Source organism: Collimonas humicola, assembly GCF_018304945.1.
Classification (GTDB): domain Bacteria; phylum Pseudomonadota; class Gammaproteobacteria; order Burkholderiales; family Burkholderiaceae_D; genus Collimonas; species Collimonas humicola.
In genome coordinates this window covers 605,928-631,277 of the sequence record NZ_JAGQEE010000001.1, presented here as the reverse complement: position 1 = coordinate 631,277, position 25,350 = coordinate 605,928, and the positions used below count along the sequence as shown (strand labels likewise).

18 protein-coding genes and 1 tRNA gene are annotated in these 25,350 nt (G+C 62.4%); 8 read left to right on the top strand and 11 right to left on the bottom strand.

What is annotated here, in order from left to right:
• Window positions 1–315: 315 nt before the first annotated feature.
• The 3 genes from KHU30_RS02975 (at window position 316) to KHU30_RS02965 (ending at window position 3,194) form a co-directional block, all read left to right on the top strand.
• The gene (locus KHU30_RS02975) at window positions 316–1,002 is read left to right on the top strand and encodes an autoinducer binding domain-containing protein (RefSeq protein ID WP_230427164.1); all 687 of its coding nucleotides are present in this window, start codon (window positions 316–318) and stop codon (window positions 1,000–1,002) included.
• A 226-nt stretch (window positions 1,003–1,228) separates the two neighbouring features.
• Window positions 1,229–1,927 carry an acyl-homoserine-lactone synthase gene (locus KHU30_RS02970; RefSeq protein WP_211441137.1) on the top strand — a complete coding sequence of 233 codons (699 nt, stop codon included), beginning with the start codon at window positions 1,229–1,231 and terminating at the stop codon, window positions 1,925–1,927.
• A 73-nt stretch (window positions 1,928–2,000) separates the two neighbouring features.
• Entirely contained in the window at window positions 2,001–3,194 is a 1,194-nt protein-coding gene (locus tag KHU30_RS02965; RefSeq protein WP_211441136.1) for a low temperature requirement protein A, read from the top strand.
• A 26-nt stretch (window positions 3,195–3,220) separates the two neighbouring features.
• Here KHU30_RS02965 and KHU30_RS02960 read toward each other — a convergent pair whose 3' ends face one another.
• The 4 genes from KHU30_RS02960 to tauA form a co-directional block, all read right to left on the bottom strand.
• A complete protein-coding gene (locus tag KHU30_RS02960; protein WP_211441135.1) occupies window positions 3,221–4,165 on the bottom strand; it encodes an AraC family transcriptional regulator in 945 nt (314 codons plus the stop codon).
• A 257-nt stretch (window positions 4,166–4,422) separates the two neighbouring features.
• Window positions 4,423–5,322, bottom strand: coding sequence for a taurine ABC transporter permease TauC (tauC, locus tag KHU30_RS02955; protein ID WP_230427163.1), 900 nt, complete (start codon window positions 5,320–5,322; stop codon window positions 4,423–4,425).
• Entirely contained in the window at window positions 5,319–6,110 is a 792-nt protein-coding gene (locus KHU30_RS02950) for a taurine ABC transporter ATP-binding protein (RefSeq protein ID WP_211441134.1), read from the bottom strand. The genes tauC and KHU30_RS02950 overlap by 4 nt, the downstream gene beginning before the upstream one ends.
• A gap of 9 nt (window positions 6,111–6,119) precedes the next feature.
• Entirely contained in the window at window positions 6,120–7,124 is a 1,005-nt protein-coding gene (tauA, locus tag KHU30_RS02945; RefSeq protein WP_211441133.1) for a taurine ABC transporter substrate-binding protein, read from the bottom strand.
• 322 nt (window positions 7,125–7,446) lie between these two features.
• On the opposite strand from tauA, the gene KHU30_RS02940 reads away from it, so the two are divergent.
• From KHU30_RS02940 to KHU30_RS02925, 4 genes are all read left to right on the top strand, one after another.
• Window positions 7,447–7,743 carry a helix-turn-helix domain-containing protein gene (locus KHU30_RS02940; RefSeq protein WP_211441132.1) on the top strand — a complete coding sequence of 99 codons (297 nt, stop codon included), beginning with the start codon at window positions 7,447–7,449 and terminating at the stop codon, window positions 7,741–7,743.
• The gene (locus tag KHU30_RS02935; protein ID WP_211441131.1) at window positions 7,740–9,044 is read left to right on the top strand and encodes a type II toxin-antitoxin system HipA family toxin; all 1,305 of its coding nucleotides are present in this window, start codon (window positions 7,740–7,742) and stop codon (window positions 9,042–9,044) included. The genes KHU30_RS02940 and KHU30_RS02935 overlap by 4 nt, the downstream gene beginning before the upstream one ends.
• 91 nt (window positions 9,045–9,135) lie before the next feature.
• Window positions 9,136–10,023 (top strand): Dyp-type peroxidase, encoded by an 888-nt coding sequence (locus tag KHU30_RS02930; RefSeq protein WP_211441130.1) that lies wholly within the window; start codon window positions 9,136–9,138, stop codon window positions 10,021–10,023.
• Between the two features lie 12 nt (window positions 10,024–10,035).
• Window positions 10,036–11,256, top strand: coding sequence for a winged helix-turn-helix domain-containing protein (locus tag KHU30_RS02925; protein ID WP_211441129.1), 1,221 nt, complete (start codon window positions 10,036–10,038; stop codon window positions 11,254–11,256).
• A 17-nt stretch (window positions 11,257–11,273) separates the two neighbouring features.
• Here the strand turns inward: KHU30_RS02925 and KHU30_RS02920 are convergent, their stop codons facing one another.
• Complete coding sequence (locus KHU30_RS02920) at window positions 11,274–14,087, bottom strand: EAL domain-containing protein (protein WP_211441128.1); 2,814 nt, start codon at window positions 14,085–14,087, stop codon at window positions 11,274–11,276.
• Between the two features lie 324 nt (window positions 14,088–14,411).
• On the opposite strand from KHU30_RS02920, the gene KHU30_RS02915 reads away from it, so the two are divergent.
• Window positions 14,412–18,452, top strand: a complete 4,041-nt coding sequence (locus KHU30_RS02915; RefSeq protein WP_211441127.1) for a Pls/PosA family non-ribosomal peptide synthetase — start codon at window positions 14,412–14,414, stop codon at window positions 18,450–18,452.
• Window positions 18,453–18,684: 232 nt separating this feature from the next.
• On the opposite strand, the gene KHU30_RS02910 is transcribed toward KHU30_RS02915, so the two are convergent.
• The 6 genes from KHU30_RS02910 to KHU30_RS02885 form a co-directional block, all read right to left on the bottom strand.
• Window positions 18,685–18,769: transfer RNA gene (locus KHU30_RS02910), tRNA-Leu, on the bottom strand.
• Window positions 18,770–18,962: 193 nt separating this feature from the next.
• On the bottom strand, window positions 18,963–19,757 hold the full coding sequence (gene iolB / locus KHU30_RS02905; RefSeq protein WP_211441126.1) for a 5-deoxy-glucuronate isomerase: 795 nt from the start codon (window positions 19,755–19,757) through the stop codon (window positions 18,963–18,965).
• Window positions 19,754–20,680 carry a myo-inosose-2 dehydratase gene (gene iolE / locus KHU30_RS02900; protein WP_211441125.1) on the bottom strand — a complete coding sequence of 309 codons (927 nt, stop codon included), beginning with the start codon at window positions 20,678–20,680 and terminating at the stop codon, window positions 19,754–19,756. The genes iolB and iolE overlap by 4 nt, the downstream gene beginning before the upstream one ends.
• Window positions 20,681–20,713: 33 nt before the next feature.
• A complete protein-coding gene (gene iolD, locus KHU30_RS02895; protein ID WP_211441124.1) occupies window positions 20,714–22,585 on the bottom strand; it encodes a 3D-(3,5/4)-trihydroxycyclohexane-1,2-dione acylhydrolase (decyclizing) in 1,872 nt (623 codons plus the stop codon).
• Window positions 22,582–24,555 (bottom strand): bifunctional 5-dehydro-2-deoxygluconokinase/5-dehydro-2-deoxyphosphogluconate aldolase, encoded by a 1,974-nt coding sequence (locus tag KHU30_RS02890; RefSeq protein ID WP_211441123.1) that lies wholly within the window; start codon window positions 24,553–24,555, stop codon window positions 22,582–22,584. Before KHU30_RS02890 ends, iolD begins: the two co-directional genes overlap by 4 nt.
• Window positions 24,556–24,566: 11 nt before the next feature.
• Window positions 24,567–25,349: an ATP-binding cassette domain-containing protein gene (locus KHU30_RS02885; protein WP_211441122.1), complete on the bottom strand. Its 783-nt coding sequence runs from the start codon at window positions 25,347–25,349 to the stop codon at window positions 24,567–24,569.
• Window position 25,350 lies beyond the last annotated feature (1 nt).

Genomic DNA, 25,350 nt, shown 5'->3' with positions numbered 1-25,350 from the left:
AATGTTATTCGAATATACACTCGACTATTTGTCTATGTCCGTAATAGTAAAAGTATGTTAAATTTCTAAATGGAAACTTTTTTGTGGACGCGGAAATCCGAGGCCCGCGTACCACAACTGACGCCAAAAAAGGCATCCAAATGCTAGCTGAAGTGATGTTGCTGCGCCGTTTGCCGGCCCGCGATCGATATAAGCGTTAAACCTTATCCGATCAGGACTGCTGCCGGCGCTGCGGCATGAGAAAAGACTTTCCTTCCATGAAAAACACACATTTTTTACGGGAGTGCAGGTATGGTTGATTGGCAAGAACAACAAATGCAGTCACTGCTGAGCGCGAAATCCGCGCCCATTCTATTTAATTCACTGTCGGAAATCGTCAAGCGGCTGGGTTTCGATTACTGCGCTTACGATATGCGCCTGCCGTGGCCTGTGGCCCAGCCAAAGGTGATTAGCTTGAACAACTATTCTCCGGACTGGCAACAGCGCTACACCCAGGAGCACTATGAAAGGATCGACCCCACCGTCAGCCATGGCAGGAATTCCTCCTTGCCGATGATCTGGTCCGAGCAGAACGTCGCCAGCAACCGCATGTTCTGGGAAGATGCCCGCTCGCATGGCTTGCACGCCGGATGGGCGCAATCCCGCCATGACGCCAAAGGGATATGCGGCTTGCTCAATCTGTCGCGCTCGAACGACCATGTATCGCAGAAGGAGTTGCGTGAAATTTCTCATCAGCTGTCCTGGCTGGTGGATGTGGCGCACGAGGGACTGTCATTGCTGCTGATCGAGAAACACATGCCGGAAGCCGCCAGCCAGTTGACCGCGAGGGAAATCGAGGTGCTGCGCTGGACCGCGGACGGCAAGACTTCGGGCGAGGTCAGCGAGATCATGAACATTTCCGACCGCACGGTAAATTTTCATATCTCGAACACTTTAAAAAAACTTAACGCCACCAACAAGACCGCGGCAGCGATCAAGGCTGCCATGCTCGGCATCTTGTAGCCGCCTGCAGGGCAAGCGCACCTCCCACCAATCCGGCCTCGGCCGGATTTTTTTCGTCCAGCCGCTGCGCGAGCAGCCTCTTGCCCAATGCTGGCGCGCTCAATGCTGGCGCGGCATGCCTTGCGCCATATTGCCTGTCCGCACAACTGTAAACCTTTACAGTTACGCCGAGCCCCTCCGACATCTCAAAATTAGCAAATACACACACTCAAGAAGGACATCAGCGATGAAAGTCATTTCCGGGGCCGCCGATGAGCTGTCAAATGAATTATTTGCCAAAGTATGCCGCTACCGCCACAAGGTTTTCGTCGAAACCCTAGGCTGGGAGCTCGATACCGAGGAAGGCGTCGAACTGGACCAGTTCGATCATGCCGGCACAATCTACGTGGTGGCGCAGGACGAGGACGGCGAAGTGATCGGCTGCGGCCGCTTGCTGCCGACGAGCCAGCCATATCTGCTGAGCGAAGTGTTCCCGCAGTTGCTGAAAGGCGCTGCGCCGCCATGCCACTCTGACATCTGGGAATTGTCGCGCTTCGCAGCCATGGATTTCAACAAGAAGAGCGACACCGCATTGGACCAGGTGTCGTCCTCAATCGCTGTCAAGCTGCTGCAGGCTTCGATTGCCTGCGCCGCCCGCCTCGGCGCCAAGCGCCTGGTGACAGTCTCGCCGATTGGCATGGAACGCTGGCTGCGCCGCGGCGGCTTTAATGCGCAACGGCTGGCGCCGCCGATGAAGGTGGATGGCCAGACCCTGTTCGCCTGCCTGATCGAAGTACAGAAAAACGCGCCCATCCTGGTCGGCGAGCTGCCGTTTCTCAATGGCCAGGCTATCATCCGCAAGCCGGAGCAGCCGCGCTGGCCAAGCGCGCATAGTGCACAATCGGCCTTGTCGAAGGCCCGACCGGGAACGATCCACGGCAATTGACAAGCCGCTGAAGCATCCCTTATTGTGAGCGGCGACCGCTGGCGTCGGCGCCTCACAATAAAGGGAAACAGCAATGAGCATCTGGGGTAAAGCCAACTTGCTGCGGGCGCGCGACGGCCACGAGGCCAAGGTGCTGTCGGTCGAACTGTTCTTCGACCTGGTCTATGTCTTTGCCGTCACGCAGCTGTCCCATCACCTGCTGGAAAACCTGACGCCGCTAGGGGCCCTGCAAACGCTGGTGCTGTGGTTCGCGGTCTGGCTGGTCTGGCAATATACCTGCTGGGTGACCAACTGGTTCGATCCCGACGCCCTGCCGATCCGCCTGATGCTGTTCGCCGTCATGCTGACCGGCCTGGTGATGTCGGCGGTATTGCCGGATGCATTTGGCGAACGCGGTTTGATCTTTGCGGCGTGCTACGCCGCCATGCAGATCGGCCGCACGCTGTTCGTGGTGCTGCATCTGGGGAGCAACCATGCCCTCAGCAAGAATTTCCAGCGCATGCTTGGCTGGCTGTGCATCTCGGGTGCGCTGTGGATCGCCGGCGGCTTGTCCAGCGCCGAATACCGGCTGCTGTTCTGGACGGCGGCGGTGGCCTGCGAATATTTCTCCCCGATGATCGGCCTGTGGCTGCCCGGCATGGGCCGCTCCCAGACGCAAGAGTGGACCATCGAAGGCGGCCACCTGGCCGAGCGCTGCCAGCTGTTCGTGATCGTGGCGCTGGGCGAATCGATCCTGGTGACCGGCGCCACCATCGGCCACATGGCCGCCTGGGAGATGCCGACCCTGATCGCCTTCCTGGTCGCTTTCCTGGGCAGCCTGGCGATGTGGTGGCTCTACTTCGACACCAGCAGCCAGGCCGGCACCGAAGCCATCGTCACCTCCAACGATCCCGGGCGCATCGGTGCTTATTTTCACTACACCCATGTGATCATCGTCGCCGGCGTGATCATTGCCGCAGTCGGCAACGAACTGGCGATCGCGCATCCGGCCGGCCATATCGACACCAAATCGCTGGCAGTGCTGATCGGCGGCCCCATGACTTACCTGCTGGGCAACGGCATCTACAAGACCGTGGTGTACCGCCGCTTTCCGTTCTCCCACATGATCGGGCTGGCATTGCTGGCGATCCTGATCCCGTTCGCCTACCTCACCGACCAGCTGATGATTGCCGGCCTGACCACCGCGATATTGATCGCGGCGGCGATACAGGAAGCCGTTTCACGCCGCAGCGGCGCCAGGCAGCACGCAGCCGGGCACGCCGAATAAGGCGATTGCCCGGCCGGCCCTGGGCCCTAGGCTGCGCTGACCCCGGCCTGGCCGGCGCTGCGCAAGCGGGCGGCGTCGCGCGCGGGCGGTGCGCCGAACATGCGGTTGTACTCGCGGCTGAACTGCGAGGGACTTTCGTAACCGACCAGATGACCCGCAGTGGCGGCGTCGCCGACGTCGGTGAACAACAGCCGGCGCGCCTCTTGCAGCCGCAGCTGCTTCTGGAATTGCAGCGGCGTCATGGCGGTCACCGCCTTGAAATGCTGATGCAGCGAGGAAGAACTCATATTGGCTTCGCGCGCCAGGCTTTCAATGCGCAGCGGCAGCCGGTAATCGCGCTTGATCAGTTCAATGGCCTTGACCACGTGCTGCGCCTGGCTGTCGGACATGGCGATCTGCTGCAGCATGCTGCCCTGTTCTTCCTGCAACAGGCGGTACAGGATTTCGCGCATCACCAGCGGCGCCAGCACCGGGATATCCTGCGGCGCAGCCAGCAATTGCATCAGGCGCAACACCGCATCGAGCAAGCTGGTCGTGGCTTTGCTGACAAACATGCCGCGTGCCGGCGCATCGCCCTTCTTTGCCCGCATTTCAGTAGCCATCATCAGGTCGCCGATTTCTTTCGGATCAAGATCGAGCCGCAGGCACAGATACGGCAATTCCGGCGAGGCTTGCGTGACCTGCCCCGTGACCGGCAAATCGACCGACACCACCAGGTAGCTCGCGGAATTATAGACATACACTTCGTCGGCCAGTATCGCCCGCTTCTGGCCCTGGGCGATGATGCACAAGGCCGGCTTGTGCAAGGCGTGCACCGGCACCGACGGCTGCGACATGCGCACCACGTTGAGCGGCGCGATCGCCGTCTGGTGCACGCCGTCGGTGGCGGCGTATTGCGCAATCAGGCGCGCCAGCTCGATTTGCTGCAGCGACACCGCGCGTTCTGCCGAGATTGCTTCCGGATCTGTCATTTTCTGCCTCGTTTCCTGCCATTTGCAGGGTTAGCCCGAGTCTACTATTTTTCGATCCGCAGTGCCGCCGCCCACCCCCACATTTGGAGGATCGTGCAAGAAGTTGCGGGGATCCGGCTATCGGCGCCCGGCCGAGGCAGTCGCGCGGACGGTGCTGTTGCCATCGAACAGCCGGCTGACGTTGATATCGATGGGATCCTGGTGCGCCCTACCGCCAGCCTGCACTACGACGGGGAAAACCGCAGGCCGGCCTGCGCCTATGCCCGCCCCTCCCAGGGCACGTATTTGCGCTGCAGCCAGCGCAGGCCATATTCGAATGCCGAGGCGATCAGGGCGATCACCAGGATGCCCATGATGACGACGTCGGTCACCAGGAACTGCGCCGCCGACTGGATCATGAAACCGAGGCCGCGGGTGGCGGCGATCAGCTCTGCCGCCACCAGGGTCGACCAGCCCACGCCCAGGCCGATGCGAACGCCAGTCAGGATATCGGGCAAGGCCGACGGCAGGATCACGAAGCGCACCAGCTGCCAGCGCGTAGCGCCCAGCGTCTGCGCCGCCCGCAAGCGGTTCTGCTCGACCCGGCGCGCACCGTGCAAGGTGGCGATCGCCAGCGGCGCGAAGATCGCCAGGTAGATCAGCAGCACCTTCGACAGCTCGCCGATGCCGAACCAGATCACGATCAGCGGCAAGTAAGCCAGCGGCGGGATCGGCCGGTAGAACTCGATCAGGGGATCGAACACCGCTCTGGCGCGCCGGCTCAGCCCGATCAGGATGCCGACCGGGACCGCACTGACAATCGCCAGCAGCAGCGCCGCAAACACGCGGGCGACGCTGGTTGCGGCATGCTGCCACAAGGTGGCGTCGACAAAGCCTTGGAGCGCCACCGTCTTGAATTTTTGCAGCACCGCCAGCGGCGACGGCAGGAACAGCGGCGGCACCAGCGCCAGCGCGCTGACCAGCCACCAGAGGGCAAGCAAACCCAGCACGGTCAGCAGCGTGATGCCGCGGTCGGAAATGGCAAACCCGGTCCGCGGCCTGGCCACGGCAGGACTGCGGCGGCCTGTTTGCCAGGCGGCTGGATACGGCGCCAGCATTTGCGCCACCGGATCATGCGGCAGCTCAAGCGGCGCCAGGGTAACGGATAATTCGCTCATGAACAGGCTTCCTCTGATACATCAGCCGCCTGCGGATGCAACAGCTGCTCCAGGATTTCTTCGCGCAAGCTGACAAAACGCGGATCGGACTTGATGCTGCGGGCCGCTTCGCCGGCAGCAAAACGCTCGCCGAAATGCAGCCGGCGCACGCTCTCGACCCGCCCCGGCCGCGCCCGCAGCAACACCAGGTCGGTCGCCAGGAACAGGGCTTCCTCGACGCTGTGGGTAATCATGAAAATGCCTTTGCCGGTGGTTTTCCATACCTGCAGCAAATGCTCTTGCATCTGTTCCCGGGTCAGCGCGTCCAGCGCCCCCAGAGGCTCATCGAGCAGCAGGAAGCGCGGATCGACCGCCAGGGCGCGCGCCAGGCTGACGCGCTGACGCATGCCGCCGGACAGTTCCCAGATGGCGGCATCGGCATAATCCTGCAAACCGGTGAGCGCCAGGTATTCGCGCGCCTTGGCCTGGCGCTGCTGCGGCGACTGGCCGGCCAGGCGCAGACCGAAGGCGACGTTTTCCTGCACGCTCTGCCATGGCAGCAAAGTATCGCTCTGGAACACAACGCCGCGTTCGGCGCCGGGGCCGCTGACCGGCTGGCCGTCGATGCTGACGCTGCCGGCGGTCGGCGGCAGAAAGCCGGCAATCAGGTTGAGCAGAGTGGTTTTGCCGCAGCCGGAGGCGCCGATCACCACGGTAAAGCGGCCATCGTGCACATCCAGCGAAAGGTCGCGCAAGACCGGCCACGGCGCCGACGGATAGCTCACGCCGACTGCTTGCAAACGGATCATGTCAGCTCCTTATCGCGCCGCGGCCTGCCTGGCGAATGCCGGATTCACATACGGCTGGTAGTCAGGCAGCACGCGCTCGACCTTTTTCTGCTCTTGCAGGAAGCCGGAGGTGGCCGCCAGCGCCTGCACCGTCGGCCCGCTGAGCAACTGCTGCTGCTCGCTCAATGTCGGAAAGCCGCTGCCGGCCAGCAGTTCCGCGATGTCGCTCTGCTTGGCAGCCGTCAGGCGGGCAATTTTCCCGAACTGCGCTGAACCGGCTTTCCATTCGGCGCCGTGGGCGCGATAGTCGGCGTAGGCCTGGCCGGTGACTTTGACGAAAGCAGTAACGAAATCAGGATGCTTCTGCGCGAAATCCTTGCGCACGATCCAGGCGTCGAAGGTCGGCGCGCCCCACCTGGCGACTTCGGCCGAATTGGTCAGCACTTTGCCGCTCTCCTTGACCTTGCCGAGCGCCGGATCCCAGACATAGGCGGCATCAATATCGCCTCGCTGCCATGCCGCCGTGATTTCCTGCGGCCGCAGGTTCAGGATTTGCACCTTGGAAGCTGGAATGCCCCAATGCTTGAGCGCGGCCAGCAGGCTGTAATGCGTGGTCGAGACGAAAGGCACGGCGATCTTTTTGCCGATCAAGTCTTGCGCACTGGCGATGCCGCTGCCATTGCGCACCACCAAGGCCTCCGCCTGGCCGATCTGCGCTGCGACCAGGATGGTTTCTATCGGCAGTTCGCGCGTCGCCGCGGCGGCCAAGGGGCTGCTGCCGACATAGCCGACCTGGATATCGCCGGATGCCACAGCGGTGATCACATCCGCGCCGCTGTCGAATTTTTTCCAATTGATTTTCCAGCCGCTGGCTTTTTCATAGGCGCCATCGGCCTGGGCAATTTTGGCTGGTTCCACCACCGTTTGATAGGCGATGTTGACTTCCTGGCCTGCGCCCGATGCCGAACCGGCAGCGGCGGCAATGACGGCAGCTGCGGCCAGGACCGGCAAGCGTTTCAGAATATTGGTAAGCATGCTTTTCCTCGATGATTGAATGATCGGGCGCTTACAGTACTGTCAGGACAGCCAGTACTGTTACCGCTCTGTTATCCACGTTAATCGATTCAAGCGATTTGCAAAACGAAGGTTTTCGGAGATGCTTAGTTGCTTTCTGCGGGGCGGCATCATGTCGGCCGGCATGCGGCACGACACAAAAATAGCGGATGCTTTCCGCCCGCGGCGTCTCATAAATAGATATCAAACTATCTTTTTTATAGATAAAGATATTAATCTATTCTTTTTAAGAAGGAGATACTATACTATCCTTAACTAATCAATAGATAGTTTATTATCCATCATGAAAACCTTGAGCGAGCTTTCTTCCATCCTCCGCCATGCCAAGGACAGGCTGGCGCTGCCCGTAGTGGCCATGAGCCGCGACAGCGGACTGACCGCCGTCACGATACGCGGCGTGCTTGCGGGCAAGAACGATCCCCGCCTCAGCACCTTGATGACGATTGCCGACCAGTTAGGGCTGGAACTGATGCTGCTGCCGAAAACCATGGCATCGTCGATTGCCGCGCAAGCTCGCACTGAAGACGAGGTGCAAAGCCTGGTCGCTGCGGCGCTGGCGCGGCCGGGGAGCGGGCAATGAACCTGAGCGCGCTGGATATTTTCATTGGCGAACGCCAGGCCGGCATCCTGTTCCAGTATGGCGACATGCTGCGCTTCCAGGTCGATCCCGCCTATGCGCAAGACCCGCAGCGCCCTCCGCTGTCGCTCTCGATGCGTGCCGCCACGCCGCAACAGGACATGGCGCTGCTGCTCAATCCGCTGGCGGCAATCTTCAACTCGCCAGGCAAGATGCGGCTGCCGGCCTTCTTCCAGAACCTGCTGCCGGAAGGCGTGCTGCGCAAGCAGATCGCGCTGGAGCGCCAGTGCGCGGAGGACGATCATTTCGAGCTGCTGGCCGCCTGCGGCCGCGACTTGCCGGGCGCGGTGCGCGCCATTCCGACCAGGCTGACGCGGGCCATGATGACGCGCCTGGTCACTCAGGACAAGGAAGCCATCGAAGAAAGCGTGATGGCAGCGCCGCTGGTCGACGGCGTCTCGATTTCCGGCATGCAGCCGAAGCTGGCCCTGATCCTGGAAGGCGGCCGCTATGTCAGCCGCACCCGCCACAAAGACGCCCATATCATCGGCAAGCTGCCGACCGCCCAATACGATCGCTTGCCGGAAGTCGAGCACCTGTCGCTGCAACTGGCGCGCGCCGCCGGCGTGACGGTATGCGAAGCCAGCCTGCAGCCGCTGGCGGCGATCATGGCTGAACATCCCTATGCGGCGGAACACAGCCAGCAGTTCCTCGCGGTGCAGCGCTTCGACCGCGACCAGCCGGGGCGGCTGCACGTAGAGGATTTTTGCCAGATCCTCGGAGTCGATCCGGACAAGAAATATACCGGCGCCACCTATGCCGACATGGCGCTGGTGATGCAAGCCGTGCCCGACCTGGGTACAGCGGCCTGCCATGAGCTGCTGAGGCGCATTACGGTCAATGAACTGATCGGCAATTATGACGCGCACCTGAAAAATTTCGGCATCCGCTACCTGGCCGACGGCCGCATCGAATTCTCGCCCGCCTACGACATCGTGGCGTATAGCGTGTACCTGAACGGCAGCGGCCATGCGCTCAAGTTTGCCGAGGGCCAGGCCAAGCGCTCCTTCCTGTCGCCGCAAACCCTGCGCGCCTTCGCCAACCGCAGCGGCATGCTGGAGCCGCCGCTGCGCCAGGTGATCGCCGATGTCTGCAAAAAAGCCATGCAAACATGGCCCGGCCTGATCGCCGCCAGCCAGCTGCTGCCGCATCAAAAGCAGCGCCTGAACGACTACTTCATGGGGCGCGACATCATCGCCGGCTTACGCAAACGGCAGGCAAGACTGGCGACAAAAACACAGTAAACGACAGGATTTTTGCCGCCCTGGCCGGAAAGAATCATCAGAATCCGCTAATATCAACTCCCTCTTCCCTTCCCTCGCTCAAGGAAAAGCAATGCCCGCAACTGCAGATCTCGCCCAACCCGGAATCCTACAACCGCTTCCGCCACTCGGCCGCTCACTCACATTTCGCCTGGCCGGCCCCGATCCGCGGGCTGCGCTGCTGCGCTTGCGCGACACCTTCGAGGCTGACTGGGGCATCGTCGGGCTGGGTTTGCCGCTGATCCAGGCCTTGGACCAGCATGTCGCAGGCTTGCGGGCCTTCCCCGCGCTTGACGGCGTCGGCTGCAGCGCGCCGTCGACCCAGCAGGCGCTATGGATCCTGCTGCGCGGCGGCGACCGCAGCACGCTGTTCGAACGCAGCGCCCAGCTGGTCGCCCTGCTGGCTGACGCACTGGTGCTGGACAATAGCCAGGACACCTTCCGCTATCGCGACGGCCGCGACCTGACCGGCTATGAAGACGGCACCGAAAATCCGCAGGACAACGCCGCCGTGGAAGCGGCCCTGGTAGCGGAAGGCGCCGGCCGCCAGGGCGCCAGTTTTGTCGCGGTACAGCGCTGGATCCATGATCTGTCGCGTTTCCGCGGGTTTCCGGCAGCGCAGCGCGACGCCGCCATCGGCCGCCGCATCGAAGACAATGAAGAAATCGACGACGCGCCCGAATCGGCCCACGTCAAGCGCAGCGCGCAGGAGAGTTTTACCCCGGAAGCTTATATGGTGAGGCACTCCATGCCTTGGGACGACGGCATGCAGCAAGGCACCGAATTCATCGCTTTCGGCGAATCCAGCGATCGCTATGAAAACGTCTTGCGCCGCATGCTCGGCCATGAAGACAATATCGTCGACGCCCTGTTCAGCTTTTCGCAGCCGGTGACCGGCGGCTACTACTGGTGCCCGCCGCGCCTGGGCCAGCGCCTCGACCTGCAAGCGCTGGCGATCTAGGACCGCGCCGGCATGGACACCATCGAGCTCTCGCTGCCGGCAGCGCGCGCCCTGCAGCTGGCGGCGCAAGGCTTGCTGAATCCGCCGCGCCGGAAAGCCGTCAAGCAGGACGTGCTGGGCGCCATCCGCCAGATGGGCGTATTGCAGATCGATACCATCCATGTGGTGGCGCGCAGTCCTTACCTGGTGCTGTGGAGCCGCCTCGGCAGCTATCCGCAGAACTGGCTGGAAGAATTGCTGGAAGAGCGCCAGCTGTTCGAATACTGGGCGCATGAAGCCAGCTTCTTACCGATCGAGGATTACGGCCTGTTCCGGCACCGCATGATAGATCCCGGCTCGATGGGCTGGAAATATTCGGCCAAGTGGATGGAGGAGCATCGCGCCACCATTGAAAAGCTGCTGCAGCACATCCGCGAGAACGGCCCGGTGCGCTCCGCCGATTTCAAGCGCACCGACGGCAAGGGCGGCGGCTGGTGGGAATGGAAGCCGGAAAAACGTTCGCTCGAAGTGCTGTTTACCGCCGGCCGGCTGATGATCGCCAAGCGCCATAATTTCCATCGGATCTACGACCTGGCCGAGCGCATCCTGCCGGATTGGGACGATGCCCGCATGCCATCCAGCGCCGACACCCTGCGTACGCTGCAGCTGAAAGCGGTACAGGCGCTGGGCGTGGCCAGGGCCAGCTGGATAGGCGATTATTTTCGCACCGCCAAGAGCCGCCCCGATCCGGATCCGGAAACGCTGGTGGCGGACGGCAGCCTGCTGAAAGCCGGCGTGGAAGGCTGGCAGCAGCCTGTCTACATCCATCCGGCCCATCGCCAGCTGGCGCTGGACGCCGCCGCCGGCTTGCTGAAACCGACGGTCACCAGCCTGCTGTCGCCATTCGATCCGCTGGTATGGGACCGCAAGCGGACTCTGGAACTGTTCGGTTTCGATTACCGGCTGGAATGCTATACGCCCGAGGCCAAGCGCAGCTACGGTTACTTCACGCTGCCGATCCTGCATCGCGGCGCGCTGGTGGGCCGGCTCGACGCTAAAGCGCACCGCAGCCAGGGCATATTCGAAGTCAAGGCGCTGTACCTGGAAGCCAATACGCGGCAAACCCAGCGGCTGGCCAGCGAGCTGGCGGCGACCTTGCAGCGCTTCGCCGCCTGGCACGGCACGCCGCAGGTCGCGATAGGCAAGTGCACCCCGCGCACCTTCCGCAGCATTCTGAAAGCTGCGCTGGACTAAGCTTCCATTGCCAATGCCTAGCTGGCCTTCAGCAGATTCTTGTCGGTGTCTATGCCGAAGGCCTGGGGCCGGCCGATGCCGTAGCCCTGGGCAAAATCGACGCCGATCTCAGTGAGCGTACCGATGATCCGTTCATTGACGGCAAATTCGGCAATGGTCTGCTTGCCCATCAGATGGCCGATCTTGTTGATCGCCTCGACCATCGCATAGTCGGTCGGGCTGTTCAGCATGTCTTTCACAAAGCCGCCGTCGATCTTGATGAAGTCGACCGGCAGGTTTTTCAGGTAAGCGAACGAAGACATGCCGGCGCCGAAGTCGTCCAGCGCAAAACGATAGCCAACGCTTCTCAGTTCCTGGATGAAGTGGGCGGCCTTGGCGAAATTGGCGATGGCGCTGGTCTCGGTAATTTCAAAGCAGATGATTTCCGGCGCAATCCCGAACTTCACATGCTGCTCCTGCACGAAATGCAGGAAATTGTTGTCGCCTATGCTGGTGCCGGACAGGTTGATGGCGCAGGTCTGTATATCCAGCCCCTTCCCTTGTTTTTTCATCTTCGCCAGCGTGGCGAAGACGGTGGCGACCACCCAGCGGTCGACGGCGGGCATCAGGTTGTAGCGTTCCGCGGCAGGAATGAAGACCATCGGCAGCACCAGGTTGTCGTCCTTGTCCAGCATCCGCAACAGGATCTCGAAATGCATGCCGTGGCTGGGCTTCTGGCCCAGGGCCACGATTTCCTGCGAGAACAGGCAGAATTTTTCGTGCGTGAGGGCTTCGTTGATGCGCGTGATCCATTCCATCTCGCCATGCCGTATCGACAGCTCGCTGTCGTCCAGCCGGTACTCGTGCACCCGGTTGCGCCCCTTTTCCTTGGCCAGGTAGCAGGCGGCGTCGACCGCGCTCATGATCTGCCCTAGCGTATGCATTTCACCGGCCAGGTTGATCAGGCCGATGCTGACGCCGATGCTGAACGGCTTGTTGGACCAGACAAACTGGAAATCGGCGACGGTCTGCCGCAAGCCTTCGGCAATCCGCAGGGAATGCTCGACCGGGCAGTTTTCCAGCAAGACGCCGAACTCGTCGCCGCCCAGGCGCGCGATGGTGTCGGTATCGCGCAAACGCTGCTTCAGCAAGACGCTGACCTGTCGGATCAGCTCGTCGCCGGCGGCATGGCCGCAGGTATCGTTGACCACCTTGAACTGGTCCAGGTCGAGGTACAGCACGGCATGCTGGCGCTGCTGATCGCGCGAGGTGATCATCGCCACCGTCAGGCGCCGCTCGAACTCGCGGCGATTGATGAGGCCGGTCAGTTCGTCATGGCTGGCCTGGTAGGACAGCTGCGCCGCATATTCGCGGTCCTTGCTGACGTCATGCAGCACCAGCACGGTGCCGATGGTCTCGCCGCTCAGGTTGCGGATCGGTTCGGCCGACAGGTTGACCGCGACTTCGCTGCCGTCGTCGCACACCAGCAGCAGGTTGGAAGCGTTTTCGACCGGCATGCTGTTGTCGAGGATCTGGTGGATCAGGTCCGGCACCCGGTTGCCGGAGGCTTCGCCCACCACATTCAGGATTTTTTCCAGCGGCAGGCCGCGCGCTGACGCCAAAGTCCACCTGGTGAGGATTTCAGCGGTCGGGTTAAGGTATTCGACCCGGCCGTCGGTGCTGAGCGTGATCACCGCCTCGCCTATCGATTCCAGCGTGACCTGGGCCCGCTCCTTGGCTGCGTACAGCTGCTCTTCGGCGCGCTTGCGGGCGGTAATGTCGGTAAACGAACCAGCCATGCGCACCGGCTTGCCGGCGGAATTGCTGGTCGACTGCGCACAGGACCGTACCCAGCGCAATTCGCCCGACTTGGTCACCACGCGGAACTCGATGTCGCACGGCGAATTGTCGTGCAGATGCGAAGTCAGCTTGGCGCGCACCGCGTCCAGGTCCGAAGGATAGATGCAGTTCAGGAATTGCAGCGGCGTCGGCTCGTCGTCTTCCAGCGTATAGCCCAGCAACTCCTTCAGGCGCGGCGAATAGTAGATGTTGTCGGCCTGGATGTCCCAGTCCCATAGGCCGTCGTTGCTGCCCAGCATGGCTAGCTGCAGCCGTTCCTCGCTGACCTTCAGCGCCTCCTTGAACTGGTCGCTCTTGAACAGGATAAAGCGCGAAATCCAGCTGCCGAAAATCATCAGTCCGATGGCGATCGCCAGTGTTGCATACAGCAGCAGGCTCTGCACCCGGCGCGAGGATTCGCCCAGGCTGGCGGAAAAGCGCAGTTCCAGCGGCGTCAGGCGGGCGTCGATCTCACGGATGCGGGCGATGCTGGCGATCATCGCCACCGGATCGGGATTGCCGGCCGTGATCGCGGCGTGCAGGCGCTGGGCTTCGAGATCGAGTTGCTGGATCAGCTCGTCGCCGATCTTCCAGGTAGCCAGCGGTTCGCTCAGCAGGCTGAAGTTCTTGAAATTACGATACAGGCTGACGATGCCGCCGATATCGTCGGGATGATTGCCGCCATCGAGAAAACCCTGGCGCACGACGTCCATGTCCGGCCTGGGCTTGTCCAGTTCATTGCGTGCGCGCTGATCGCCCATCGGCACCGCCAGCGCCTTCAAGACTTTCTGATAGTCGGCGTCGGCCTGGGTCACCGCGTACTGGTTCAGCTGGAATACCGCCTCCTTCTGCGCTTTCGACCAAAGGCTCTCGCCGCCGACAAAAGCCCGTACCGAAGACAGTATATTCATGCTGAACGCCAGCAGCCCCACCATCAAGGCGACAATCGCCAGGAAAGGCAGGATCACCTTGATCCAGCGCATGCCGCTATCCAACGTCAAAAATTTCTTCAATCGCTGCATCGCAAGACCTCGCTGTAACAGTAGAACCGTTAGAAAGCTTGAGCCGAATGAGAGACCATGCAAAAAAAGAAACTACTTGCCTAGCCTGGTGCGAATACCCCATCATACGGCCAATAGTTTCTCATTAGCAAGTTGATCGTGAGGCAGCATGAAATGCGTCTTATGGCCAACTGCAAACACGGTAAAAACACGGCAAAGCGTCGCTAAAATAAAACGGCCCGCAACAACCTGTCCGCCAACACAAAATTGTCTGAACGTTACCTATATTCCCCGTGCTAAGATCGACGGTTTGCCATCTTTCACCCAGATTCCTCCATGACCCAGTCTTTGCTCGTCGATAGTGTGGCCGCCAGCAGTTTTTCTAGTCACCCCGACATCCTGCACGGGGCCTCACAAGCCGAACTGATACGCGATGAAGTATTGGCCGATTTGCTGGAAGCTACAGCCGCGCGCCTGCCGCACCAGGCCGCCCTGATATTCGGCGAGCGCCAGCTGTCTTATCAAGAACTTAACCAGCGCGCCGACAGGGTCGCATCCGGCCTGATCAGCGCCGGGGTGGTTCCCGGCCAGATCGTCGGACTCTGGCTGCCGCGCGGCATCGACCTGCTGGTCATGCAGGCCGGCATCGCCAAGGCCGGCGCCGCCTGGCTGCCGCTGGACGCCGATACGCCGGTCGAACGCATCGCCGTCTGCCTGGAAGACGCCAATGCGCCGGGCATCGTCAGCTGCGCGCAATTCGCGCCGCGCCTGGCCAATCTTGCATGCAAGGTATGGACCGCGGAGCAGCTGCTGGCGCCATCCGCCACCCCGCTGCTGCGCCGCCAGGGAGTTCAGCGCAGCGATCCGGCCTATGTGATCTATACCTCTGGCTCGACCGGCAAGCCGAAGGGCATTGCCATCACCCAGGGCGCCATCTGCCATTTCCTGCGCAGCGAGAATTCAGTGCTGGGCGTGAGCGAGCGCGATCGCGTCTATCAGGGATTTTCGGTCGCCTTCGACATGTCTTTCGAAGAAATCTGGATCAGTTATCTGGTGGGCGCAACGCTGTGGATCGCACCGAAAGAGATCGCCTCTGATCCGGAAGCCTTGCCGCTGGCGCTGGCCGCCAACGGCGTCACCGTGCTGCATGCGGTGCCGACGCTGCTAGCCTTGTTCAACCAGGACGTGCCGAGCTTGCGCATCATCAACCTGGGCGGCGAAATGTGCCCGGAATCGCTGGTCAGCCGCTGGGCCAGGCCGGAAGCCGGCCGTCAACTATTCAACACCTACGGCCCGACCGAGGCCACGGTATCGGCCAGCCTGGCGGAATTGCGCGCAGGCGAGCCCGTCACCATCGGCCGGCCTTTGCCCAACTACGGCCTGCTGGTGATCAACCCGGCCGTCGAGCACGGCCTGACCTTGCTGCCGCGCGGCGAAGTCGGCGAGCTGTGCATTACCGGCCCCGGCGTCGCCGAAGGCTATCTCGGCCGCCCGGAGCTGAGCGCCGAAAAATTCCTGGCCAACCCGTGGTCCGCCAGCGAACATGACCGACGCCTGTACCGTACCGGCGACCTGGCGCGGATCGAAACCGACGGCCGCGTCCAATGCCTGGGGCGTACCGACGACCAGGTCAAGATCCGCGGCTTTCGCGTCGAACTGGGTGAAATCGAAGAAGTGCTGGCGCGCCAGCCGGGCGTCGGCACCGTCGCGGTGGTGCTGCGCCAGGAAGACGGCATCGACCAGCTGATCGCATTCATCGTGCCGGAAAGCGGCGCCGACGTAGCGCCAGCCGCCTTGCGCGCTGCCCTCGGCGAACGCCTGCCGCCCTATATGGTGCCGGGCTTCTTTGAAGCGATGACGGAAATGCCGCGCCTGACCTCCGGCAAGATCGACCGCAAGGCGCTCAAGGCAAGGCCGCTGGCCGCCCCTCTGGCAGCGGGCGGCGACGCCGACGTTCCCGAAACGCCGGCCGAAATCGCCTTGTTCGCGGCATTGAACAAGCTCTTCCCCGGCCAGCCTATCCTGCGCAGCGCCGATTTTTTCAACGATCTTGGCGGCCACTCGCTGTTCGCGGCCAAGCTCGCCTCCGCCCTGCGCGCCGATCCGGCCTTCGCCCATGTGACGGTGCGCGACATCTACCTCAACCGCACCGTCGGCCGCATCGCCCAGGCACTGGCGGAGCCGCCGCTGGCCGGCATCGGCGTCGACACCAGCTGGACCGCACCCTCCGATTTCAAGCGCTGGGTATGCGGCGCGGCGCAAGCGGCCGCGGTGCCCTGGCTGGTGGCGATGCGCATGATGCAATGGCTGGCGCCATTCTTTACTTACCACTTCTTCACCGGCGATCCGGGCGATTCGATCGCGCGCGCGATCGCGGTGTCGGTGCTGGTGTTCCTGCTGGCGACCTTGTTCGAATTCGGCATTGCGATCGCCGCCAAATGGCTGATCGCCGGCCGCCTGAAACCCGGCCGCTATCCGCTCTGGGGCATGGTCTACTATCGCTGGTGGCTGGCGGACCGCCTGATCGAAGCCGCGCCGGCCTATCTGCTGAGCGGCTCGACGCTGTACAGCTGGTGGCTGCGCGCACTGGGCGCGAAGATCGGTTCGGAAGTCATCATCGGGTCCATGACCTTGCGCGCGCACGACCTGCTGGTGATCGAGGACGGCGTCAGCGTCGGCAATGCCGTCAATTTTGAAAACGCCCGGGTCGAGCATGGCGAGCTGCTGCTCGGCAGCATCACCCTGGAGCGGGAAAGCTGCGTCGGCTCGTATGTGGTGCTGGAAGGCGACACCCGGGTCGGCGCTTTCGGCCACCTGGAAGGCCAGACCGCCCTGAGCGAAGGCCAGTCGGTTCCCGCCAGGCGCATCTGGACCGGCTCGCCGGCGCGCGATGCCGGCGCTTTCGACCCGGACAGCAAGCAGCCGCGGCCGCCGGTCACGCGCCTGCGCCAGATGGGCGAGTCAGCCTTCTTCCTGTTCGGCGCCCTGCTGATCACCACCCTGTTCTTCATGCCGGTGTTCCCCAGCTTCATCCTGATCGACTGGCTGGACGACACCGAAATGTTCCCCTGGCTGCAAAGCAACAATGTTGCCTTCCAGCTGGCCAAATACTTTGTGCTGGCTTTCCCCGCGACCGCTATCCTGATCGTCTGCACCGCCCTGCTCTCGGCCGGCATCCGCTGGAGCCTGCTGCCGCGCATGCGCGCCGGCAGCTGGCCGGTGCGCAGCAATGTGTATTGCAGCAAATGGCTGGTCAACCAGATCCAGGAATCCAGCCTGAGCGTACTGCATGGCGTGTATGCGACGGTGTATGCGCCGCTCTGGTACCGCCTGCTGGGCGCGAAAATCGGCCGCCATGCCGAAATCTCGACCGCGCTCGGCGTGGTGCCTGACATGCTGACGCTGGGCGACGATACTTTCATTGCCGACGCCGTCCTGCTGGGCGACGAACAGATCGACGGCGGCTGGATCACCATGAAGCCCACCGTGATCTCGCGCCGCAGCTTCGTCGGCAACGGCGCCTACGTGCCGGATGGCACCATCCTGCCGGAAAACGTCCTGATCGGCGTGCACTCGCGGGTGCCGGACAACAACCGCATGCAGCCGGGCGACACCTGGCTCGGTTCGCCGCCGATCAACCTGCCGGCGCGCGAAGAAACCAGCGGCTTCCCCGAGCACCTGACGTTCCGGCCGTCGCGCCGGCGGCGCCTGGGGCGCGCGCTGGTCGAGGGCTTCCGCATCGTTTCGCCGCATGCCATCGTGATCGCGGTCGGCTACACCGTGGTGCTGAACCTGATGCCGCTGGCCGGCGCCGGCCAGTGGGGCGAAGTCGTTTCATTGCTGACCAGCGCCGGGCTGCTGTACGGCATCGGCACCTTCATCTTCATCGCCGCCCTCAAGTGGCTGCTGCTGGGACGCTACAAGAAACGCAGCGTGCCGATGTGGACGCCGTTCGTCTGGCTGTCGGAAGGCGTGACCAATCTGTATGAAGGGATTGCCATTCCCAATTTCATGAACTATCTGCGCGGCACGCCATGGCTGCCGCTGGCGTTCAACCTGCTGGGCTGCCGCATAGGCCGCGGCGTGTACATGAACACCACCGACATTACTGAATTCGATTGCGTCAGCATCGGCGACTACAGCGAGCTCAACGCCCAGGCCTGCCCGCAGACCCACCTGTTCGAAGACCGGGTCATGAAAATCGACCAGGTCAACATCGGCAGCCGCGTCTACATGGGCCCCCGCAGCTTTGTACTGTATGGCGCCACCGTGGGCGACAACGCCAAGCTGGGGGCGCTGACCCTGGTCATGAAGGGCGAAGCCATCCCGCCCGGCTCCAACTGGCGCGGCTGTCCAGCGGCGCCGGCCCGGATCTGACCATGGAAATCAAGCACCCGGCATTGCGGCGCCGGTGAATGGCGAACAGCTGCTGGCGCCCTTCGGCTGCCAGCAGCAAAGTTATCGGCCGGCGGTGTTTTCCACCGCGGCATCATCTCGCGACAGCCTTTGTCCGCACTCCCGCAGCAAACAATCCAGTACCCGGAAAACAAAAAAACCGCATAAACATAACTGTTTATGCGGTTTCTCTACACTTCTCACACCAGTTTCCTGGTGCCCACGGAGGGACTCGAACCCCCACACCTTGCGGCACATGGACCTGAACCATGCGCGTCTACCAATTCCGCCACGTGGGCTAAACTGCGAAGCCCCGTAAGACTTGCTGCAATCGCGAAGACAGAATCATAAGGCAACTCGATAGCTTTGGTCAATCAAAGTTTGCAAAATTATTTGACGGCAGCAATAAAAAAATAATTGGGGTCGGAGTCAAATAATAATTGGGGTCGGAATCAAATTACCGCAAGCTCCCCGCCAGCCCTGCTCCGCTCGTCATTTGACCAACATCCATTCATGCGCCGGGTCGTTTTTGAAATGCCATTCACGCTTGGGGCCGGCCATCACGTTCAGGTAATAGCTGTCGTAGCCATGCGGCGCCACCACCGGATGGTAACCGCGCGGCACCATGACCACATCGTGGTTCTCGACCGCCATCGCTTCGTCCAGCGAACGGTCGTCGGTATATACCCGCTGGAAGGCGAACCCCTGCGATGGATTGAGGCGATGGTAATAAGTCTCTTCGAGGAAGCTTTCCTGCGGCAGGTTATCGGTATCGTGCTTGTGCGGCGGATAACTGGAGGAATGCCCGGCTGGCGTCACCACCTCCACCACCAGCAAATGATCTGCTGCTTCCGTTTGCGGCAGGATATCGCAGACATAGCGCGTGTTGCTGCCGTGCCCGCGCACTGAACGCGTCGCCAAGCCCGGCTCGATCAGGCGCGCATCCCGGTCGCTGCTTCCCGGCGCGCTGCAGACAGCGATTTCAGCATCTTTATGCGCGCTGACAGTCACCACATGGCGGCGCGGCACGTACACTGAATAAGGCGAAACCGGATCAAATACGCTATCACGTTCGCCGATCTCCTTCCAGGCATGGCCGCCTGCCTGCACGCTGACAACGCCGCGCAACACCACGATGCAGATTTCGCGCTCGGCGCTATCAAGGCGGATCCGCTCTTCCGGCGCCAGCCGGTAGGCAGCGAAGCCGACGAATTTCCAGTTCGCCGATTGCGGCGTGACGCTGACGATTTCCCGCCCCTGTGGTTGCCCCTTGACCAGCAATCTCATGCGGCCTCCTGCTGCGGCCTGGCGCCGGCTTCGATCTCGCGCACCAGCGCTGCCAGATGGCGATAGCCCATGTCGGCGTATTGATAGCTTGGCGCCACCGCCGGATCCTGCTCTGCCTCCACCACCAGCCAGCCTTGATAATCATGCCGATGCAGCACTCGCAACAGGCCGTCGAAATCGATGGCGCCGTCGCCCGGCACCGTGAAGGCGCCGTTGATCACGGCTTGCAAAAAGCTCCAGTTGCCGTTGCGCGCCATCTTCACCACTGCCGGCCGCACATCCTTGCAATGCACATGCGACACGCGATCTATATGTTTTTCCAGGACGGCCAGCGGGTCGCCGCCGGCAAAGGTGATATGGCCGCTGTCGAACAGCAAGCCGACCTCAGGACCGGTCAGCGCCATCAAACGGTCGACATCGGCGGGCGTCTCGACGTAGGCGCCCATGTGATGGTGGTAAGACAGGCGCACCCCGTGCGACAAGGTAAAATGCGCAAACGCCGTCAGCTTGTCGGCGTATTGCCGCCACTCGGGCTCGCTGAGGAAGCGCGGGCGCTTGTACAGCGGGTCCGGCCGCCCCTGGATGGCATTGGCAACCTCGCCATACACCATCACCCTGGAACCGTTTTCCGCCAGCAGCCGCAGATGCGGCCCGACCGCGGCGATTTCCTCTTCCACCGTGCCGGTCCCCAGGCGGCCGGAATACCAGCCTGAGACGCATTCCAGATTATATTTGCCCAGCACCGCGGCCAATGCCGCCGGTTCCTTGGGAAACTTGTTGCCCAGTTCGAAGCCGCGATAGCCGATCTGCGCGCCCTCGGACAAGGCCGTTTCCAGCGGCGTCTCGCCGCCCAGCGACGGCAAATCGTCGTTCATCCAGGAAATCGGGTTGATGCCGATCTTTACGTTAAATGGTTTTGTCATCGTCTTCTTTCGCTGATCGTCACACTTTTATTGCTACACTTTTTGCCGCTGCCGGGCCTGCTCGTACTCTGCCCGCGCCGCTTGCACCTGCGGGCGCTGCGACACTTCCGGCACCGCCACTTCCCACCAGCAGCCGCCTTCTTCGGTGGTGCGGGCCGGATCGGTATCGATGCACACCAGGTAGGTGCGGTCGGCGGCGCGCGCCCTTTGCATGGCGGCCTCCAGCTGGGCGATGGTCTTGACGTTTTCAGCCAGCGCCCCGAGCGAACGGGCATGCGCGGCGAAATCGATGGCCGGCGCGCCCAGCGGCCCCTGCAGGCAGTCTTCCAGCATATTGTTGAACGGCGCGCCGCCGCAGGCTTGCTGCAGGCGGTTGATGCAGCCGTAGCCGCGGTTGTCCAGCACCACGATGATCAGCTTGCGGTCCAGCATGACCGAGGTGGCGATTTCCGAGTTCATCATCAGATAGCTGCCGTCGCCCACCATCACGATTACATCGCGGTCCGGCTGCGCCAGCTTGACCCCGAGGCCGCCGGCGATTTCATAACCCATGCAGGAATAGCCGTACTCGACGTGATAGCCGCCCGGCGTCGAAGTGCGCCACAACTTGTGCAATTCGGCCGGCAAGGTGCCGGCGGCGCACACCACGATGTCATGCACGGTTGAATCGATGCTGGAGCGCTGCACCGCGCCGATCACCTCGCCGTCATACGGTAGCGCCGGTGCGCTGACTTCGCGCTGGCTGGTGATCCAGTCGACCGTGCTGCGCCAGCTGTTGGCCTGTTCCAGCGCCAGCGCATGCCAGGCAGCGCTGGCGCGCCAGTCCTGCAAGCCATGCGACAAGGCCGCCAGGCCAAGGCGCGCATCGGACAGCATCGGCGTACCCTGCCATTTGATGGCGTCGACCGCATTGACGTTGATGCTGAGAAGTTTAGCCTGGCCGAACAGCGAGTGCGAGCCGGTCGTGAAATCCTGCAGCCGGGTGCCTATCGCGATCACCACGTCGGCCTTGCCGGCCAGCAGATTGGCCGCCGGCGAACCGGTGACGCCAAGCGCGCCCAGCTGCAAGGGATGGCGCCAGGCCAAGGCGCCCTTGCCGGCCTGGGTTTCCGCCACCGGCACGCCGTGCTTTTCCGCGAAACTGCGCAGCGCTTCGGTCGCTTCGCCGTACAGCACGCCGCCGCCGGCGACGATCAGCGGCTGGCGGGCGTTCTTCAGCAACGTCAGCGCCGCCTGCAATTCGTCCGCCGCCGGTGCTTGCGCACGGAACCTGACAGTCCGCGGCGCAAAGAATTCCACCGGATAATCGTAAGCCATGGCCTGGACATCCTGCGGCAGAGCCAATGTCACCGGTCCGCACTGGGCGGCATCGGTCAGCACCTGGATCGCGCGCGGCAATGCGCTCAGCAGCTGCTCCGGGTAATAGATGCGGTCGAAATAGCGCGACAGCGGCTTGAAGGCATCGTTGGCGGAAATGCCGCCATCCTGGAAATTCTCGACCTGCTGCAGCACAGGATCCGGCCGCCGCGAGACAAATATATCGCCCGGCAGCAGCAGCACCGGCAAGCGGTTGACATGCGCCAGCGCCGCCGCGGTCAACAGGTTGGTGGCGCCCGGCCCGATCGAACTGGTGACCGCCATCATGCGCCGCCGCATATGCGCCTTGGCGTAGGCAATGGCGGCGTGCGCCATGGCTTGTTCGTTATGCGCCCGATAGGTCGGCAACTGCTCCCGGTGCTGATACAGGGCCTCGCCCAGTCCCGCCACATTGCCGTGACCGAAAATCGAGAAGACGCCGCCGAACAGCGCTGCTTCGCCATCGTCGGTAGCCACGCGCAGGGCCGCCAGGTAACGCACCAGCGCTTGCGCCATGGTCAGGCGGATGGTTTTGCCGTAAGTGCTCATGCCGCCCGCTCCTGTTGATTGCCGTTGCCGCCTTTGCTGCGGCTGTCGCGCCAGACGCCGATCAGCCGCTCGAATGTGGTCCGCACTTGCTGAATCAGGGTGGCGTCATCGATCTGTCCCTGCAGCCAGAGTTTAGACGGCTCATGGAAAATCGTCCGGCCGACCATGAACCCGCGGCAAGTCTTGCTATGCCGCGAGGCGCGGAAGCCGGCAGCCAGTTCCTCGACCGGCGCCGCCAGTCCCAGCAGCACCACGCCGCGGCAATACGGATCGCGCTCGGCGATCAGGCGGTCGATCGCATCCCATTGCCCTTCCGACATCGATTCCAGTTTCCACCACTCCGGATAAATGCCCAGGTTATACAGGCGCTTGATGGCGCGCAGCACCGTATCATCTGCTTTCGGCAAATCCTTGGGCGGGATAATTTCCAGCAACAGTTCATGGCCGCTGACCTGCACCGCGTTGTACAGGGCGCGGATTTGCGCTTCCTGTTCCAGGCGCTTTTCAACCACATCGTCCGGATGGAACTGCACCAGGCATTTGACGACATGTTCCTTCGGCCAGCTCAGCAGATGCGAGCCGATCGACCTGCCGTAATCGAATTGAAGCGGATTGGAAAGCGGCAGCTCGACCGCATGGCCAACCCACCAGCCGCGCCCGCTGGCGGCATTCAAGGCGTCCTGGCCATAGCGGTCGTCCGCCAGGATGCCAATCTTCCCTTGCAGGCCCAGCGCTTGCTCGGTGGCGGCCACCGCTTGCACCAATAACTGCTTCAGCTGCGGCAGGCGCGCTTCGCTGGCGCCGCCGCCAAATTCGCGCGCCAGCTCGAAGAACTGATTGCGATGATCGAAGGCGAACACGTTGACCTCGCTCCATGCCTTGCGCGGCACGGTGACCCGGTGCAAGCGCTGCAAATGCGCATCCTGGTCGGGCCGCTGCATGCGCTCGGCGTGTTCCAGGAAATAGGCCAGCTCGACCGGCGTCGGCATCGCCGGCGCACAGGCATGGCGCGACACCACCAGCGCGCCGCACGCGTTGGCGTAGCGGCAGCAGCTTTCGTCGTCTTCGTTATTCAGCCAGCCTTTCAAAAAGCCGGAGAGAAAGGCGTCGCCGGCGCCCAGCACGTTCAGCACCTCGACTTGCACGCCTTTGTAATTGAAAGCCTGGTCCAGCGCTGCCGGGATCGCGCCATGGATTACGGCGCAGCCAAGCGGCCCGCGCTTGACCACCAGCGTCGCCTGGCTGATCGCCCGCACCGCCCGCAGCGAGGCGATGATGTCCTGGCCGCCGCCGGCGATCATGAACTCCTCTTCGGTGCCGACCACCAGGTCGAACTTCGGCAAGATGCCTTGCAAATGGGCGGTGACGCCATCATTCGCAATGAAACGGGTTTCGCCGTCGCCCTTTTGCGTCAGCCCCCACAGCACCGGGCGGTAGTCGATATCCAGTACCGTGCGGACGTCATGGCGCCGGGCGTAGTCCAATGCCAGGCTGGCGCTGCGATGCACCTGCCCGGTGGAGAAATGGGTCCCGGTAATCAGCAGCGCCTTGCTCGAGGCGATGAACGCTTCGTCGATATCCTCTTCCGCCAGCGCCATGTCGGCGCAGTTGTCGCGATAGAAAATCAAGGGGAAGGTGTCTTTATCCTTCAGGCCCAGCATCACCAGCGCCGTCAGCCGTTCCGGATCGACCGTGACATGGCTGACATCGCAACCTTCCGCCGCCAGCGCCGCGGTCAGGAACTGGCCGTTGTGTTCATCGCCGACCCGCGCCAGCATCGCCGATTTCAAGCCCAGCCGGGCGCAGCCGAATGCGATGTTGGCGGACGAGCCGCCCAGGTACTTGGCGAAGCTGGCGACATCGGCCAGCGGCGCGCCGATCTGCTGCGCATACAGGTCGACCGCCAGGCGGCCGATGCAGATGACGTCGAGCTTGCGGCCTGCGGCAAATTTGTTGTTGGTATGTTGCATGTGGTATTCCTTTAAACCTGGATGCCTTCTAACTGATTCATCAGCGTCTGCATTTCTGCGCCGCCGGCCATCATGTCCAGCACTTCATCCTTGCTGACATTGTCCTTGGTGAAGGTCCCCATCGACTTGCCGCGATTGAGCAAAGTGAAGGAATCGCCGATCGGATAGGCGTGATGCACATTGTGGGTGATGAAAATCACCGAAATGCCGCGTTCGCGCGCCTTGTGGATCAGCTTCAGCACATTGAAGGACTGCTTGACCCCCAGCGCCGCGGTCGGCTCATCGAGAATCAGCACGCGGGCGCCGAAGTGGATGGCGCGGGCGATCGCCAGGCATTGCTTTTCGCCGCCGGACATGGTGCCGATGGCGTGATGCGGATCGCGCACCATGATGCCCATTTCCGCCAGCTTGGCGCGCGCCGTCTCCGCCGCGTAATTGATATCCATGACGGTGATGCCGAACACTTTCTTGGTCGGCTCGCGGCCCATGAAGAAATTGCGCGCCACCGACAGCAAGGGCACCAGCGCCAGGTCCTGGTAGACAGTGGCGACGCCGACATCCAGCGCCTCTTTCGGCGAATTGAAGGAAACAGGCTGGCCGTCGACCAGGTACTGCCCTTCGGACGGCTTGTGCACCCCGGCCAGGGTCTTGATCAGGGTCGACTTGCCGGCGCCGTTGTCGCCCAGCAGGCAATGCACCTCGCCTTTCCGCAGACGCAAGGTGACATTCTGCAAAGCGATCACCGAGCCGAAATACTTGCTGACGTTTTCCAGCGCCAGAATAGTGTCATCCATG

Bases quoted from the DNA above. Each gene is read 5' to 3' on its own strand.
- KHU30_RS02915 (WP_211441127.1), top strand. From the start codon at position 14,412: ATGACCCAGTCTTTGCTCGTCGATAGTGTGGCCGCCAGCAGTTTTTCT.
- iolB (WP_211441126.1), bottom strand. From the start codon at position 19,757: ATGAGATTGCTGGTCAAGGGGCAACCACAGGGGCGGGAAATCGTCAGC.
- KHU30_RS02940 (WP_211441132.1), top strand. From the start codon at position 7,447: ATGAAAACCTTGAGCGAGCTTTCTTCCATCCTCCGCCATGCCAAGGAC.
- KHU30_RS02890 (WP_211441123.1), bottom strand. From the start codon at position 24,555: ATGCAACATACCAACAACAAATTTGCCGCAGGCCGCAAGCTCGACGTC.
- KHU30_RS02960 (WP_211441135.1), bottom strand. From the start codon at position 4,165: ATGACAGATCCGGAAGCAATCTCGGCAGAACGCGCGGTGTCGCTGCAG.
- KHU30_RS02970 (WP_211441137.1), top strand. From the start codon at position 1,229: ATGAAAGTCATTTCCGGGGCCGCCGATGAGCTGTCAAATGAATTATTT.
- tauA (WP_211441133.1), bottom strand. From the start codon at position 7,124: ATGCTTACCAATATTCTGAAACGCTTGCCGGTCCTGGCCGCAGCTGCC.
- iolE (WP_211441125.1), bottom strand. From the start codon at position 20,680: ATGACAAAACCATTTAACGTAAAGATCGGCATCAACCCGATTTCCTGG.
- iolD (WP_211441124.1), bottom strand. From the start codon at position 22,585: ATGAGCACTTACGGCAAAACCATCCGCCTGACCATGGCGCAAGCGCTG.
- KHU30_RS02885 (WP_211441122.1), bottom strand. From the start codon at position 25,349: ATGGATGACACTATTCTGGCGCTGGAAAACGTCAGCAAGTATTTCGGC.
- KHU30_RS02975 (WP_230427164.1), top strand. From the start codon at position 316: ATGCAGTCACTGCTGAGCGCGAAATCCGCGCCCATTCTATTTAATTCA.
- KHU30_RS02935 (WP_211441131.1), top strand. From the start codon at position 7,740: ATGAACCTGAGCGCGCTGGATATTTTCATTGGCGAACGCCAGGCCGGC.
- KHU30_RS02965 (WP_211441136.1), top strand. From the start codon at position 2,001: ATGAGCATCTGGGGTAAAGCCAACTTGCTGCGGGCGCGCGACGGCCAC.
- tauC (WP_230427163.1), bottom strand. From the start codon at position 5,322: ATGAGCGAATTATCCGTTACCCTGGCGCCGCTTGAGCTGCCGCATGAT.
- KHU30_RS02925 (WP_211441129.1), top strand. From the start codon at position 10,036: ATGGACACCATCGAGCTCTCGCTGCCGGCAGCGCGCGCCCTGCAGCTG.
- KHU30_RS02930 (WP_211441130.1), top strand. From the start codon at position 9,136: ATGCCCGCAACTGCAGATCTCGCCCAACCCGGAATCCTACAACCGCTT.
- KHU30_RS02950 (WP_211441134.1), bottom strand. From the start codon at position 6,110: ATGATCCGTTTGCAAGCAGTCGGCGTGAGCTATCCGTCGGCGCCGTGG.